Annotated in this window: 9 protein-coding genes and 1 pseudogene; 7 read left to right on the top strand and 3 right to left on the bottom strand. The window is 49.9% G+C overall.

Annotated features, from left to right (window positions below):
* Positions 1-23 precede the first annotated feature (23 nt).
* A complete protein-coding gene (locus Q1A04_RS18985; RefSeq protein WP_299709415.1) occupies positions 24-224 on the bottom strand; it encodes a hypothetical protein in 201 nt (66 codons plus the stop codon).
* Between Q1A04_RS18985 and Q1A04_RS19060 the strand changes: the two are divergent.
* Positions 151-594: pseudogene (locus Q1A04_RS19060) on the top strand (hypothetical protein); the annotation flags it as partial. The gene Q1A04_RS18985 and the pseudogene Q1A04_RS19060 sit on opposite strands and share 74 nt — an antisense overlap.
* Positions 595-1,161: 567 nt before the next feature.
* A complete protein-coding gene (locus Q1A04_RS18980) occupies positions 1,162-7,152 on the top strand; it encodes a T9SS type A sorting domain-containing protein (RefSeq protein ID WP_299709412.1) in 5,991 nt (1,996 codons plus the stop codon).
* A 90-nt stretch (positions 7,153-7,242) separates the two neighbouring features.
* Here the strand turns inward: Q1A04_RS18980 and Q1A04_RS18975 are convergent, their stop codons facing one another.
* Positions 7,243-9,132: a CocE/NonD family hydrolase gene (locus Q1A04_RS18975; RefSeq protein WP_299709409.1), complete on the bottom strand. Its 1,890-nt coding sequence runs from the start codon at positions 9,130-9,132 to the stop codon at positions 7,243-7,245.
* A 141-nt stretch (positions 9,133-9,273) separates the two neighbouring features.
* Between Q1A04_RS18975 and Q1A04_RS18970 the strand changes: the two genes are divergently transcribed.
* Complete coding sequence (locus tag Q1A04_RS18970) at positions 9,274-9,891, top strand: hypothetical protein (RefSeq protein WP_299709406.1); 618 nt, start codon at positions 9,274-9,276, stop codon at positions 9,889-9,891.
* 5 nt (positions 9,892-9,896) lie between these two features.
* Here the strand turns inward: Q1A04_RS18970 and Q1A04_RS18965 are convergent, their stop codons facing one another.
* Positions 9,897-10,607, bottom strand: coding sequence for a TIGR02117 family protein (locus tag Q1A04_RS18965; protein WP_299709403.1), 711 nt, complete (start codon positions 10,605-10,607; stop codon positions 9,897-9,899).
* 203 nt (positions 10,608-10,810) lie between these two features.
* Between Q1A04_RS18965 and Q1A04_RS18960 the strand changes: the two genes are divergently transcribed.
* The 4 genes from Q1A04_RS18960 (at position 10,811) to Q1A04_RS18945 (ending at position 15,793) form a co-directional block, all read left to right on the top strand.
* Complete coding sequence (locus Q1A04_RS18960) at positions 10,811-13,354, top strand: M14 family metallopeptidase (protein WP_299709400.1); 2,544 nt, start codon at positions 10,811-10,813, stop codon at positions 13,352-13,354.
* Positions 13,355-13,506: 152 nt separating this feature from the next.
* Positions 13,507-14,031, top strand: coding sequence for a DinB family protein (locus Q1A04_RS18955; protein ID WP_299709398.1), 525 nt, complete (start codon positions 13,507-13,509; stop codon positions 14,029-14,031).
* A gap of 104 nt (positions 14,032-14,135) precedes the next feature.
* The gene (locus tag Q1A04_RS18950) at positions 14,136-15,575 is read left to right on the top strand and encodes a DASS family sodium-coupled anion symporter (RefSeq protein ID WP_299709396.1); all 1,440 of its coding nucleotides are present in this window, start codon (positions 14,136-14,138) and stop codon (positions 15,573-15,575) included.
* A 35-nt stretch (positions 15,576-15,610) separates the two neighbouring features.
* A complete protein-coding gene (locus Q1A04_RS18945; RefSeq protein ID WP_299709393.1) occupies positions 15,611-15,793 on the top strand; it encodes a hypothetical protein in 183 nt (60 codons plus the stop codon).
* Positions 15,794-16,026: the final 233 nt, after the last annotated feature.

Raw genomic sequence — 16,026 nt, 5'->3', positions numbered from 1 at the left:
GCGGTGGCCACAAGCGGCACCTACTACATCAAGGGCACGACCTCTGCCGGCTGCTTCGACATCACCCCGGTGACTGTTACAGTGAACCCGACGCCAAATGCTCCCACAATTGTTGGTACGCCAAATGAAATTTGCGGTAGCGGAACAACCGTGCTTTCAGTAACAGGAGCACCTTCGGGAGGTCGGTACCAGTGGTATACAAGTGCTACAGGGACTACAGCCATAACGGGCGCTATAAACAGCACGTACACAACTCCTGCAATCAGCACCACTACCAGATACTATGTATCGACAATAAGTGCAGCCGGCTGTGAGAGCGCTACTCGTACTGAAGTCACAGCTGTTGTGAACCCGACCCCAAGCGCAGCAACTGTAGCTACCCCACAGGCACGCTGCGACGCTGGCACTGTCAGTATAACTGCCACGCCCGGAGCTAACGCAAACTCAGCTAGATGGTATAGTGCTGCCAGTGGAGGGACACCGTTATTTGAAGGCGTAAATTACAGTCCATCTATAAGCGCTACCACTACATTTTATTTAAGCAGCTATAATACAGAAACAGAATGTGAGAGCACTGCTCCGCGTACAGCCGTAACTGCGAGAGTTATTAAAACTCCTACAGTTACCGTAACTACCAGCACTGCAAGGACTTTTTGTGAGGGTGGTTCTGTTGTACTGTCAGCGCAAGTAACCCCTGCCACTCCAGATGTGGGTTCCTACACATACCAATGGAGAAGAAACGGCGATTATATATCTGGTGCTAATAATGCTACATTCACTGCGACTGAATCAGGTGATTTCTCAGTTGTTGTTTCAACGACTACTGGTAGTTGTGATAGTGATCCATCAGCACCCATAATAGTAACGGAACTTCCTCAACCGGTAGCTACAGTTGATGGGCCTAATCAGGTGCTTTGTATTGGTGAAAATAACCGAACATCATTTAATGTGACGGGAACTTTTGCTAACGGAACTCCAATATGGATAACTTCTAGTACGAGCTTTGCAATCCAGAATCCTAGCTATAATAGCTCGACAGGAGTAGCTTCGGCTACGATTGTTGCTACTGGACCCGGTACTGCAACTGTCACTTTGAGAACCAGTAATGCAATTGCTGCCTGCAACACAGCCTCGGACGCTATAACTCTTACAGTTAATCCATTGCCTATTGCTACTATCACTGCGTTGGGGCCAGAAGAATTCTGTGCAGGTCAGTCGGTGACATTGCAAGCGCCACTAGGCAGCAACTATAGCTACGTGTGGTACCAAGATGGCGAGGAAATGATTGGCCAAACATCCCGAAACCTTACTGCAAGTAATTCAGGCATCTATACTGTCAAAGTCAGAAATAATATAACCGGTTGTGAGAACACCTCCACAGGCACTGAAGTTCGCAAAGGCACTTTGGAATTTGCTCTCTTCAGTTATACTGGTTCAACCACTTTCTGTGACGGCGGAAGTCTCCAGTTGAATGCTATCGCTCCACCAGAGGGCCAGACTTATACCTACAGATGGATAAAGGATGGCCAGACAATACCGGGGGCGACAGGGATTAGTTATTTGGCCGAAACTTCTGGGGCTTATCAAGTTGAAATTACTGAGACAAGTATTGGAACTGGTTGCAAAAAGCTTTCGGAACCAGCTGTGCAGGTAACGGTTAACCCTCTGCCAGTAGCTGACGCAGGAGCTAACCAAACACTTTGCGCGACCGTAGGTGGACCTACCGTTTTCACAATGGCAGGCTCTGCCACTCACGGGACAGGAGTATGGTCAGTAGTAACTGGTAGCCAGACGGGTGGTGCTACTGCCACTATTACGAATCCTAGTTCGCCATCCGCTACTGTAAATGTATCTGGTGCAGGCTCTGTAAAAGTGCGTTATACAGTAAACAGTAACACAAGTCCGACTTGCGGGAGCGATTTTGAGGAAATAACACTGACAGTCAATCCACTTCCGACAGCTGAAGCCGGAGTTGCACAGACTAAATGTGCCACGGGCAACAGCACATCATTCACATTGGCGGGCTCAGTTACAAACGGCACTGGTGTATGGAGTGTCGTTGGGAATACAGGAAGTGCCGAGGTGACTAGCATAAATCCGAATGCCCTGAACTCAAATGTGGCAATATCTGGTGTTGGTACTGTAACACTTCGACTTACCACCACTAGCAATGCCACAAACCCAAATTGCGGCATTGTTTCTGATGATGTGACGTTAACAGTCAATCCACTTCCAACAGCCGACGCCGGGGAAGACCAGACCAAGTGCGTTACGGGCAGCAGCACCTCCTTCACCTTGTCAGGAGCTGTCACAAACGGCACGGCAGCGTGGACCGTTGTGCCGAATAGCCAGACCGGCACGGCCGTGGCCACCTTCGCCAACCCATCCTCCCCGACTTCAACCGTCAGCATAACGGGCACCGGCTCGGTGAGACTGCGCCTGACTACCACCAGTAACCTGACCCCTGCCTGCGGCATTGCCACAGACGAGGTGATGCTAACGGTTAACCCGCTACCGACAGCCGAAGCCGGAATTGAACAGACTAAATGCGCTACGGGCAACAGTACCTCCTTTACGCTGGCGGGAGTTGTAGAAAACGGCGCTGGCGTATGGAGCGTGGTAGGGCAATCAGGAACTGCCTCAGCAACTATAGCTAATGCGAATGCATTGAATTCTGGGGTGGTTGTATCTGGAACTGGAACTGTGACACTCAGATTAAGGGCGGCCAGCAACCTAGAGCCAGCTTGCGGCACTGCCGACGACGAGGTGACCCTTAGGGTGAACCCGCTGCCGACAGCCGACGCCGGAGAAGACCAAGCCAAGTGCGCTACGGGTAGCAGCACTTCCTTTACCCTTTCAGGTTCTGTGACGAATGGTACTGGTGTTTGGAGTATTATAGGTGGAAACAATATTGCTTCGCTCTCAAGCACGACTTCATTGACACCGACAGTGACAGTAACAAGCCCTGGCACTGTAACCTTAAGATTAACCTCTACTAGTGGTTTTAATCCGGTTTGTACGGCTGCCACCGATGATGTAACGCTGGTAGTTTATACTACGCCTACCGCTTCGGTAACACCGGCAAGTCCAGCTGCTGTTTGTGGTGGTAGTGTCACCTTGACAGCCACGTCAAGCCCCGCAAACGCTTCCTATACCTATCAGTGGTATAACCAGAGTGGGGCTATTAGTGGCGCAACACAAAGTACGTATAGCGCTTCTGCTACAGGTAGTTATTATGTTATCATCACCAATCCGCAAGGCGACGGCTGCTCAAGTGCTGCTTCTTCCACTGTAAATGTTACAGTTAACCCTGTACCAACGGTGCCAATAAATGTAACAGCTAGCTCTTCTGCCATTTGCGGGTCTGGTTCTGTGACTTTGAGTGCGACACCGGGCACCAATGCAACCACGGTACGTTGGTATAGCGCCAGTACCGGTGGTACGCTTTTAGCAACCAATCCTTCCTATTCTCCAACCGTATCCACAACTACTACTTACTATGCAGCTAGTTATAACAGTACTACCGGTTGTGAGAACAATACCAGAGTTCCTGTTAAGGTTACAGTAAATCCTATTCCTACTGTCAATGCCATAGACAATAGAGTATACTGCAATAACGCGTCCGGCGCGGCCATTAACTTCGGAAGTTCTGTGAGCAGTTCTACCTATAGATGGACCTCCACGGCAGACGTAGGCTTTGGCACAAGCGGTACGGGCAACATCGGAACCTATACAGCCACCAATGCCGGTACAGCCGCTGTGACAGCAACAGTAAGTGTGTGGGCCAAGGCTAATGACTGCGAGGGGCCTGTGAGGACCTTTACGGTGAGTGTAAACCCGACACCAGTAGCCACCTTTAGTGGAATAACTGATGGGCAGGTAGTATACTCTGACGGTGGTAATATTACACTTACTCCTACTGGGGCTACAGGAGGTACTTTCTCAATTGTGTCCCCAGCAGGTACTTCTGGCCTGAGTACAAGCGGAACACTAAATCCATGTACAGCACTGGGGGATGCTACAGAGAAAAATATTACCATTCGCTATTTCGTCTCTCGTACCTCCAATGGTATCCCTTGTTCCAATTATGAGGAAAAAACTGTTAAGCTAAAACGATCCATCTATACCGTAATCGTGCTGGCAGACCCATACCCTACCTGCCGTGGCCAGATTACGGAGTATACAGCCTATGTCTACAAAGACGCAACAAGGGTTGTATACCCATATTTGGCAGATGAGAATGGTATAGCCGTAGATAAGAACGGTAATAAGCTACCTGACACTACGTTGCCAATAACTAACCCCGACTATCCTTTCCCGAACAAGGAGAGTATGCCGAAGATACTGTATGACAACGCTTGGCGCTACTTTCAGCCAGTTGTGGAAGGCGGTACGTTGATGCCTGCATCAAACTTCAATTACAGCTGGACTAAAAACCAACAAAATTTCATAGGAGCGGATAAGCCTACGTTCCAAAATGCGGGCTTGTCATCCTTGGACTATTATTCGGTGCAGGTGACCAGTAAGAACAGTGCTTGTGCGCAACCTATTTCTTCCAAGCTTGGAAACAGGATGTATACTTCAGCGACAGTCGACTATGAGGTGGCTCTGACTTCGGATAAGACGACAATCTGTCCGGGAGAGGGAATCACGATGACAGCAGATTTGAATGACGCCTTCGCCTTCTGGGGTGACATTAGCCTGACACTCTACTGGATGTTGGACCGCGGTGGAGTAATATCGCAACTTGGCGAAACCGTGTATAAAAGCGGTGACAACATACAATTCTCTACCTCAGGCCTTAACGGGGTTTTCCAAGATGGTGACAAACTGTTTGTAGAGTTCAGTTCAGCATTGGACCAATACAATAATGCCAATAAGTGTGCTAGAGGCTTCATTACCAATGTGATTCCAATCACAGTAGTTGGTGAACAGACTATAAACGGCGGGGGTGCTTTCTGCGCAGGTGGCGCAGGTATACCAGTTGGCATCAACGGATCTCAGCTAAATGTGCTCTACCAGTTGAAGCGTGACGGCGTTGCCGTAGGTAGCCCAGTTACAGGAACAGGAAATGCAATCAGCTTCGGCAACCAAACGGTAGGTGGCGCCTATACTGTTGAGGCCATCGCAAGAACGGGCACAGATGCCTGTCTGGAGTTCGGTCCTGTTAATGTTAATGTAACTGAACTGCCTGTAGTACAAAACCTTGCTATTACAGATAATGGTCAGTACTGCGCCGGAGGAGTCGGTGTGGCTATTACATTGGCCAACTCTCAAGACAATGTCAGCTATCAGTTGCAAAGGACTTATAATAACCAGACAACAAGTGTCGGTCTTGCCAGATTAGGCTCTGATGGGCAGCCAATACCATTTGGCAACCAGACTGAACCGGGAGTTTACTCAGTGCTTGCCACTACACTTCCAACTGCTGGAACTATAGCAGCATGTCCTCAGACAATGGGCAATGTCACCGTAACAGTCAATCCATTGCCTGTAGCGCAGACCATGACTGGAGGGGGCAGCTACTGCGCAGAGAGTGGAGGTATGCCTGTGGGCTTGCAGAATTCTGAGTCAGGGGTAACGTACCGGCTACTAAACAGCGTAGGTGAGGAAGTAAGTGAAGTAATAGGAACAGGTGGTGCTATATCATTTGGAGACCTCACAGCCGGAACTTATACGGTTGAAGCTCAGAACTCCACCACCAGCTGCTCACTCGATATGCCCGGTAGTATTACTGTAACTGAGATTGCGCTCCCAACTGCATTCAACATGACGGGTGGGGGAAGCTTCTGCGCAGATGAAGGAGGTGCTGCTATCGGCTTGGATGGTTCTCAAACAGGTATAAACTACCAGCTTCGCCGCACGGTAGGCACTAATACTGAAGATGTAGGCAACCCTGTCGCCGGTACTGGCAGTGCCATCAGTTTTGGCGATCAAACTGAATCAGGAACCTATAGCATTGTAGCCACTACTGCCACTACGCCAAGCTGTCCTCAGGAAATGGGAAGCATGGTTGTTACGATTAATCCAATGCCACTTGCTAATAGAATATTCAATAATCCATCATACTGCTCATTAACCAGTAATGGAGCAAGGGTGGTGATTGACAATCCTGAAGCAGGCGTGACATATGAACTAGTAGGAAGTGATCCTCTTAGAAGCTTTAGTACAGATGCAAATGGAGACCTCAGTATAGACGAAGTACCTACGGGCACTTACACCATCCAAGGCGTAAATAGCGCTACCGGTTGTACGACTCCATCAGTGGGTACAGTAACCGTAACGGATACAAGGATAACCGATGCTCTCGGGGATATGACCTATAAATGGGTTGGAACAGATAAATGGGAGCTTACAGTCGACCCTGCTACTGTCATTGACGACAACGGGAATAGCGTGTCAGTTCCTTCAAATGCCATTTACACATGGTATGTTACTGAACCAAATGCTACCCGCAGAGTGTACACACAGGGACCAGCTACCACAATTGTGGTGCAGGATCTCCCTCAAGGTACTGAGATAGTTACTGAGGTTTTACCTACAAATGGAATATGCCAACTGATAGTATTTGTGCCTAATGAGATCGTTCCACTCCCAGTAGAACTCCTCTACTTCAACGCCACCAAGCGCGGCAACGATGCGGTGTTGGATTGGGCTACCGCTTCGGAGCAGGACAACCTAGGCTTTGAGGTGCAGGTCTCTTCTGACGCGAAGAACTTCCGCAAGCTAGGATTTGTGAAGTCACGTGTCGGAACAACTAGCTTGAAGCAGGCTTACAGCTTTGTGGATGAGGAGAACGGCAAGCACGGTACACGCTACTACCGTCTGAAGCAGATTGACCTAGACGGTAAGTTTGAGTACTTCAGTATCAAAGCGGTACAGTTCGGCGAAGTAACCATGAACAAAGTGAAGGCCTATCCTAACCCGTTCCATTCAGAGGTGGAGCTGAGCATAGATGCCGAACTGGAAGGCGAACTGCAGATTACGGTTACTACCGCGACTGGCCAGCAACTGCTCCAGCGCACCGTGCAGGTAGCTCGCGGAACAAACACCGAGAAACTGGTGCTGGATCCGAATCTGCCGAGAGGAGTCTACATTATCTCGACCCGTATGGGCGACTTCAACAGTCATTTCAAATTACTCAAACAATAGACTATTAGGGTTTAAATTGAAAACCCCGGGTATCTTACCCGGGGTTTTTTGCTTTTATACCTGTCTGTAATACTAAGAAAGCTATACCTGTTAAAGTACTTTTATTTTCAGGCTGGTAGGGTGTTGCGGGGAGTGGTATACCTTGTGCATCGCCTTAATGAAGTCCTCCTCATCAGCCTCAAAGATATTGTCCACATACTTTTGTGGGTTGCGGTCAACGAGCGGGAACCAAGTACTCTGGATTTGCACCATGATGCGGTGGCCCTTTTTGAAGGTATAGAGTACATCTTGCAGCTCCACATTTACTTGAGCGACTTGGTTAGGCACGAATGGCTCCGGTTTTTCGAAGCTGTTGCGGAAGCGGCCACGGAACACCTCACTGCGCACCATCTGCTGGTAGCCACCCATCGCTTTGTTAGCTTGGTGTGGGTATTTTTGGTGATCATCCGGGTATACATCGATCAGTTTAACAACCCAATCAGCGTCGGTGCCGGTGGTGGCTACCAGCAGCTGGGCCAGTATCTCACCCGCCATGGTCACATCCTCTGTCAGCACATCGGTCTGGAAAGTCAGTACGTCGGGGCGGCGGCTGGCAAAGCGCTGGTCGTCGGTCATGTACTCGCGGGTCATGCCAGTAGCAACGGCTTCTGTGAAAGGCACCGGCTTGGCCGGATCGCTGATGTACTCGCTGGCTTCAGCAACTCCTCCTTTCGGGACCTCAAAACTCATTTTGCCATTGGCATGCAGGTATAGGGTTTTCTCCTGTACGGCTTTTGGAGGCCACGTCTCAAACTCACGCCACTGGTTGGTGCCGCCCTCAAACATGATGGCCTCCGGCAGTTTCACTGGGTTTTTCGTGTCATCTTTCAAGTAGTGCGCAAAGAACTTGGCCTCTACGTTTTGCTGATACCAAGGCGAGTGGGCCTGCCCGAAGTGCACGTTACCGATGCTGCTGCCTTCGCCGCGTGCCCAGCCGCCGTGCACCCAAGGCCCCATCACCAGCATGTTGGTGAGCTTCGGGTTATTCTTTTCAATGTGTTGGTAAATCTTAAGCGGACCATATAGGTCTTCGGCATCGTACCAACCCCCAACAGTCATCACGGCGGTACCTTTCAGGTTTTTTAGGTGCGGCAGTATGTTGCGATCCTGCCAGAACTTATCGTAGTTGGGGTGTGCAGCCATCTCATTCCAAAAGGGCACTTTGTCTTTGTAGTATACCTCATTGGCATTCTTCAACGGGCCCATGCGCATGAAAAACTCATAGCCATCGGGTGTGCCGTGGTCGAAACGTGGGTTGCGGTTAGGGGTTGGCTCTGGCCGTGGCAGACCGAAGCTGGCTAAGAAGTTGAAGGCGTGCGGCAGGAAGAAAGCCCCGTTGTGATGGAAATCATCCCAGAACCAGTCGGCAATGGGGGCCTGCGGCGAAACCGCTTTGAGGGCAGGGTGGTTGCTCATCAGGCCGGCAGCCGCATAGAAACCGGGATAGGAGATACCCCACTGGCCTACCCGCTTGTTGCTGTTTTTCAGGTTCTTCACCAGCCAGTCCACCGTGTCGTAGGTATCGGTGCTCTCGTCAATGTCTTTTTTGCCTTTCTTGTTCGCCACATGCGGCGTCATATTTACAAATGTGCCCTCCGACATATAGGTGCCGCGCACATCTTGGTATACAAATATGTAGCCTTCACGCAGCATGGTCGGGCTAGGCCCGAGAGAAGTTTTGTAGCCCTCTCCGTATGGACCAACCGAATAAGGCGTACGGTTCAGCATGATGGGGTACTTTTTGCTCTGGTCTTTTGGGGCGTAAACTACAGTGTGCAGCTTTTTCCCATCGCGCATAGGCACTTTGTACTCCTGCTTGGTATAGTTTTCACGAATAAAAAGGGAGTCTTGGTTGATTTTTTGTGCCAGTGCCTCGCCAGCATACAGCCAGACAGCGAGCAACACGACAAATGAACGGATAAGAGGGTGTATCTTATGCATTTGAAGATTTTGGGATTAATTACAAATTGACTGCCTAAATATAGGAATACCAGCGTATAATTAAATAACTCCCGTTGTTCTTTAGGCTAGGACCCGTATTTACAAGACTGGGGGAAAAATCATAATCAAATTCTTGTTGCTATGGAAAACAATTTACATCCTACCGATTACGAGGAGGGTAGACCTCCAAAAAATCCACACCGGGAAAACAGCCCGCTAGGTATGATCCGGAAGCCGGTGATCTATATCCCGCTACTGCTTGTTGCTGCTTTTCTGATCACGTTGATTATAATCAATAATTCAAAAAACTCCCAGATAAGAGACGCGCAGGAAAAGTCCGCACAGGACCGGGAAGCTTTGGTGACACGCGCCAATCAGCGAATAACCGACAATACTACTTATCTCCTGAGAACACTCATGATGCCCTTTGCTTGGTCAGTGCGCACCGCCCTGCTGTCGGGCAATGTGGAGCAGGTGGATCAGTACCTCTACCAATTCGTGCAGGAGCCAAGCTTTGAACTGCTGCTGGTAGCCGATGCTAAAGGGAAAATTATCAGCACCACCAATCAGAAGTATAAAGGAGAGGCATTTGAGAGCCATTTCGATCCGGCCCTGCTCAGATCGGAAGACATCACCATGGATACCTCCGATTCTGCCAGCATAAAAGTGGCCACACCCATTATGGGGCTCAACTCAAAACTAGGGACATTGTATGCCGTGTATAATCCAGAAGAGCCACTGACGGTTGATAGGAGGTAAAGGGCCTAATCCCGCACCTGCCGCATGACCGAAAACGAGAAAGGCGCCCAGAAAGCGGCTCGGTGCCCCATGGCTTTGAGTCCGCCGTTTACCCAGCTGTTGCAGGTTTTGAAGAGGTGGAACTTACCGTGCGCTTCATAAAAGTTATCGCGGCTATGGTAACCCATACCTTCGATCAGCATAAACTCTCCGTCCGGCTGTTGTTGGAAACTGTCTAGAATGTACTGCACCAAGTCTTTGTACTGGTCCTCGCTGATGATAACTGGCTGCTGGTATTTGTTCTGCCGCAGTGGCTTGGCTATGTACTCGACGTGCATAGCGGTGCGGGTTGGCCAGAAGAGTGAGGTGATGGCGGTGGTAAAGGTGAGGTCGGTCCACTCAGGCGTCTCCATGTAGAACTGCCGGTCGCCCCAGCCGAAGCCCAAGTGGGTGAAGGAGCTGTCGGCCCCGGCATAGTCCTGCACGTGCAACTTTTCACGCCAATCGATTATATCCGTCTTAACAGGCAGCACCAAGTCGGTGTGCACACCATTGTCGGTCACAAAGATCTCTACACCCTTTGCGGCCTGTGCATAACTGCTGTTGACAGGTATACTGCCCAGCACTAGACCGGCCAGCACGTAAAGCACGGTCATCAGGAGCAGACCCGAGAGAAATGCCAATAGGCCTTTGCCGGTTTTTCGCCAATAGAGGAACATAGCTATAGGTACGTGCATGGCAGGTATAGTTTCTATGTATAGAGTAGAAACCGCATATGCTATTCTTAAATTCCACTTCAATCTTATCTTCAAGCTCTGATATTCTTGTATAGACAGGCTTTGCAGGTATAAAATTGTCTATTTCAGCTTTTTTGCGCAGATTGTAACATTATTTGATTTCCCCTAACACCTTTTTTCTAAAATAAATCATGCAAAACGCAATGAAGCGATTTTTCGCTTTCGCCCTCGTGTTGCTGAGTTTGCAGACGGCCATCGCACAGCAGGCCCTGCAAACCCCAGCGCAGTTCTTGGGCTATACCTTGGGCGAGGAGTTTACAACCCACGCCCGTGTAATAGATTACGTGAATTACCTCGCCCAGCAGGCTCCTAACCGCATAAAAGTGGAGGAGTACGGCAGAACCTATGAGGGTAGACCCCTGCTGCTGGCCTATGTGGCCAACGAACAGAACCTGCCGCGCCTCGAACAAATCCGCGAAAACAACCTCCGTCAGGCAGGTATAGCCAGCGGGCAGGTACAGGGCAAGCAGCCAGCCATTCTCTGGATGAGCTACAACATTCACGGCAACGAATCGGTAAGCACGGAAGCGGTGTTGCAGGTGCTTTACGACCTTGTGGACCCGAACAACCAGCAAACCAAAAAGTGGCTAGAGAATACGGTCGTGATTCTGGACCCTTGTGTGAACCCGGATGGGCGCGAGCGTTACGTGCAGTGGTATAAGCAGACGCAGAACCGTGGTGGCAATGCCTCGCCTTATGCTTGGGAGCACTACGAGCCTTGGCCGGGCGGCAGACCTAACCATTACTACTTTGACCTGAACCGCGACTGGGCGTGGCAGACACAGATTGAATCGAAACAGCGTATGGCCAAGTACAACAACTGGCTGCCGCAGGTGCACGCCGACTTCCACGAAATGGGGCCGGAGTCGCCTTACTATTTCTCGCCGGCCGCCAAACCGCTCCACGAGAGTATTACGCCATGGCAGCGCGATTTTCAGTACACGATCGGCGACTACAACCGCCAGTATTTTGACCAGAACAACTGGCTATATTTCACACGCGAGAACTTTGACCTGTTCTACCCAAGCTACGGTGATACATGGCCAACCTTTAACGGTGCCATCGGCATGACCTACGAGCAGGGCGGTTCCGGCCGCGCCGGTCTGGCCTACAAGAAACAGGACGGTGATACACTCACGCTGACTGACAGGATTGCCCACCACCACATTGCCAGCTTGGCCACGTTGCAGGCAACAGCCGAGAAAGCTGACCAACTGACGCAGGAGTTCCGCAAGTACTACGACAACAACCTGAAGAAACCGGGCGGTGATTATAAGACATTTGTTTTTAAAGCGGATGATCGCAGCGCGGGCAATCTCAAAGCTTTGACCGATTATCTTGACCGCCAGCAGATTCAGTATGGCTACGCTGGAAAGAATAGCTCCGGCAGAGGTTTTAATTACGCTACCGGTAAGGAAGAAAGCGTGCGTGTAAACCAGAATGATTTGGTAGTGAGCATGTATCAGCCAAAGTCCACATTGGTGAAAGTGCTGTTTGAACCATCGTCAAACTTGGAAGACTCCCTGACATACGACATTACCTCTTGGGCCATGCCTTATGCATTCGGTTTGCAGGCCTACGCTCTTAAAAACCGATTGGAGCCGAGCAGCCAAAAGCCAGCCAAAGCAGCAACTGCCATTACAGTGGAGCGTCCTTTTGCCTATCTGGCCCGCTGGAATAGCTTACAGGACGTGAAGTTCCTGACCGAGCTGATGGCGCAGAAAGTAAAAGTGCGCATGTCCGAAAAGCCTTTTGAAATGGAAGGTAAGCAATATGACGCCGGCACGCTCATCATTACCCGCAGCGGTAACGAAGGTATGGGCAATAAACTTGACGCTACCGTGCGTGCCGTTGCGGAGAAACACGGCATAACGCTGCAGGCCGCTACCACTGGTTTTGTGAGCAGCGGTGCCGACTTCGGTTCTGGCAGCGTGCGTTTTCTCAAAATGCCGAAAGTGGCGGTGATGTCCGGTGAGGGCGTATCGCCTTATGCCTTTGGTGAGATCTGGCACTACTTTGAGCAGCAGATTGGCTACCCGGTCACGGTGTTAGGCACCAGTTACTTCGCTAACGTGCCATTACACGAGTTCGATGTGCTCATTCTGCCGGCCGGTTCTTATACCCGTGTGCTGAACGAGCAGACATTAGAGCAGGTGAAAAACTGGGTGCGCGGTGGCGGAAAGTTAATCGCCATGGAAAGCGCGGCTGGGTTCTTAGCTGGAAAAAAAGACTTCAACCTGCAAAAGAAAGGCACCGACGAAGCTGCTGAGAAAGAGAAAGCCAAAGACGAAAAAGCCGATCCATATCGTTTGTTGCGTGCCTATGGCGACCGTGAGCGTGACGCCATCTCCGAAGATGTGCAAGGCAGTGTGTTCCGCGTGAACCTCGACAAAACGCACCCGCTTGCCTTCGGCTACGGCGACACCTATTATGCCTTAGTGCGTACCTCTGACACCTTCAGCTTTATGAAAGATGGCTGGAACGTGGGCGTGCTCAAGAAAGACAACTACGCCACCGGTTTTGTGGGAGCTAAGGCGAAGGAAAAGTTGAAGGACGCCTTAATTCTGGGTGCTCAACCGCTTGGCCGTGGGCAAGTGGTATACCTAGCTGACAATCCGCTGTTCCGCGGTTTCTGGCACAACGGTAAACTGCTTTTCGGAAATGCTGTGTTCTTGGTAGGCCAGTAAAAGATTCGCTTTATCAGTATAAAAACAGCTTCGCCCTTGTTAAACCAAACAAGGGCGAAGCTGTTTTTATATCTACCACTATCCGCCATACACATATAATTTGTACCTTCACGTTATACCTAAAATACTATTACCAAAACCCACCAGAAACTATGGATAGAATCATTTCAGCCCCGCAGCCGTCTGAGTACGATGAGTTTTTCAACAGCTACATCGGCAATGCCAATACTGATGACTTACTTAGCGCGCTGGCAGCAAGCGAAGAATATATTGTCAACTTTATGCTCTCTCTGAAAGAGCAGCAACTCAAGTACCGCTACCAGCCCGAAAAGTGGTCTATTAAGGAAATGCTGGTGCACATGGCTGACACCGAGCGCATATTCGCCTACCGTGCCCTGCGCTTTGCCCGCAACGACAAGACCGATCTGCCCGGTTTTGATGAGAATACCTACGCTGAGGAAAGCAAAGCGGACACACGTCCCATCACCTCTATACTGGCTGAGTACGCCGCTGCCCGACAAGCTACCTTGGAGTTATACAAAGGCTTCGATGATGAAATGCTGGACCGTACAGGTACAGCGAGTGGCCGAAGCGTATCGGTAAGAGCGCTTGGTTTTGCCATTCTGGGTCATGAGATTCATCACCTCAATATCATCAAGCAACGCTACCTCGTTTAGAAACAAATTAGGTTCGGCTGATCTAGTTTATCCGCACCGATATTTTCTTTACTTATACTTTAAAACCAGCCAATTGTGCTGGTTTTATTGCTATATTTAAATCTATGAGTCTAACCAGAAGAAACATCGGTTTGATAGTGGCCCCCCTGCTAGCCATAGCGATGTGGTGGCTAACAGCAGGACTAGAGCCGCAAGCCCGAAAAGTGGCTATGATTATGGTTTTCTGCCTCGCCTTCTGGATGACCGAGGTAATTCCGCTTTCCATGACAGCTTTTTTGGGTGTACTCATGGCCGTGATGACAGGTATAGCCGATATCAGCACCGCTTTCCAAAACCTCGGTCACCCGATCATCCTGCTCTTTATTGGCAGCTTTCTGCTGGCCCGCTCCATGACCCGCCATGGCCTTGATAAGCGGTTGGCGCTGTTTATTCTTTCCCGAAAAATTTTCCAGAAAAGCCTCTTTAGTATGTTTCTAGGCTTCTCGCTGGTGTCCTATGTGCTGTCGATGTGGGTAAGCAATTCGGTGACGGTGGCCATGTTGCTGCCGCTCACAATAGGGGTGTTGCAACTGATACATGAACCTGAATCCCGCAAAAGCCCAGCAGCCTTTTTCCTCTTAGGTATAGCGTATAGCGCCTCGATTGGGGGCATTAGTACCATTATTGGCTCGCCACCCAATCTCATTGGGGTGAACTACTTGTCTAAAGAAGGTATAAGCATTGACTTTTTGCAGTGGATGATCATGGCCTTGCCTATCTCACTGAGCATGTATGCCTTTATGCTGCTCTATGTGCGTTGGTTTCTGAAGAAATTTAACTTTAGTCCGGAAGGTATAAAAGCTTACGTGGCAGAGCAGACCATAACCCAGCCACCGATCTCGAAGGGCGAACGAATCACCATGAGCGTTTTTACACTGGCCGTTATACTCTGGTTGAGTCCGGGCGTGTTTAACTTGTTGGGTATGGAAGCAGCCTATACCTTCATGAGCACTTACTTTGCCGAGAGCACCGTGGCCGTGCTGGCCGCCCTGCTGCTGTTCCTGATTCCGCCGGGGCAGGAGAACGGGGGAGAAGGCACTCTCACAGCCAGCGATCTGGTAAAAATCGACTGGGACACGATTCTGCTGTTCGGGGGAGGTATGGCGCTGGGCCAATTGGTGGTGACATCGGGTTTGGCTGACGTGATCGGAGCCAGCATAACTTCTGTCGTTGACCCGGATCAGCTGATTATTCTGGTGTTTGTATTGGTAGGAGGGGTGCTTATGCTGACAGAGGTTAGCTCGAACACAGCCATTGCCATCACCTTCGTGCCGATCATCATAGGTATACTTAACCAGCTCGAGTTGCCAGAGTTATACCCGGTACTAGGTGTTGTGGTAGCTTGTAGCATGGCCTTTATGCTGCCTGTAGCCACGCCGCCCAATGCGATTGTGTACGGCAGCAAACAAGTGCCCATCAGTACGATGGTGCGCACAGGTCTGCTACTTAATGTAGTGGGGACTGTGGTAATTACCTTATGGGTGATTTTCTATATGTCACTCTGATTTTATACCTTGTTGTTCACATTGACACAACGCTTATGCCTAACCAGAGAATGTTCAGAATACTGCTTGCCATCGCCTGCTTTGTTTTCGCGGGCGTAAAAGGCTGGCAGATTATACAGGGAAACTATGAGTGGATGGATATCTTCTTTTTGATTGCTTTCCTCGGCTTCGGAATTATGTACGTGGTGTTGCTGAACAGGAGTAAGAACCAGCAATAGGAGGGGGTATAAAGGAGAAAAACCTGAAAGTTAAAGATTATCTTGGTAGATATTCCCAACTTTCAGGCTTTCAACTTTTAGCCAAAGGTACTCTTTATACGCCGCCATTTTTGGCAGGGTTGCAGGTGATTAAGAAAAATAAAATATTTTTTCAAGGGATTCGTTAGTGGGGATTTCATTGACTGAATCAGGATTGGGAGGATTTGCAGGATTTTCGCAGATACCGGATCCAA

The organism is uncultured Pontibacter sp. (assembly GCF_947499215.1).
GTDB lineage: Bacteria > Bacteroidota > Bacteroidia > Cytophagales > Hymenobacteraceae > Pontibacter.
This window is presented reverse-complemented; position numbering and strand designations above follow the sequence as displayed.